The sequence below is a fragment of the Lysinibacillus sp. RU7 genome, assembly GCF_057837305.1.
The window spans coordinates 1-365 of sequence record NZ_JBYQFK010000081.1 but is presented as its reverse complement, the minus strand read 5'-3'; the positions used below and the strand labels follow the sequence as shown (position 1 = coordinate 365).

Here is a 365-nt window from a genome sequence, read left to right as displayed (position 1 = left end):
GCCTGGTCCGGCTTGCCGCCGATCGCCGCCTCGGTGCGATCCGGCGTTGCTGCCTTCTCGGGCGTGGCGGCAGGCTTGGGCCGGAAGCCCGCGAACATGTCCCTTGCCTTGTCGCGGACCTGGTGGACGATCTCTCGCGCCCGCTCGGGCCAGCGTATCTCCCGCCGCTCGGCGAAGCTGCGCGCCCTGTCCTCGTCGGACGGCACGGCATAGTCGCCGGCCATGTCCTTGGCGCGGTCGCGTGACAGCACGCGGGCGAGCTGGCGCTGGTCGGCGAAGTCGTCACGCCCATAGTGGAGCTGCACCCCGTCGCGGTGCCGCGACATGCCCACATAGGCGCTGTGCCGGTCCATGCCCGGCGTCGC

At 72.3% G+C, this 365-nt stretch carries 1 protein-coding gene; it reads right to left on the bottom strand.

Features of this window, described 5'->3' with window-relative positions; genetic code table 11:
* Positions 1-365 (bottom strand): hypothetical protein (locus AC3II9_RS21590; RefSeq protein ID WP_489158739.1); only part of this gene is annotated, 365 nt, incomplete at both ends.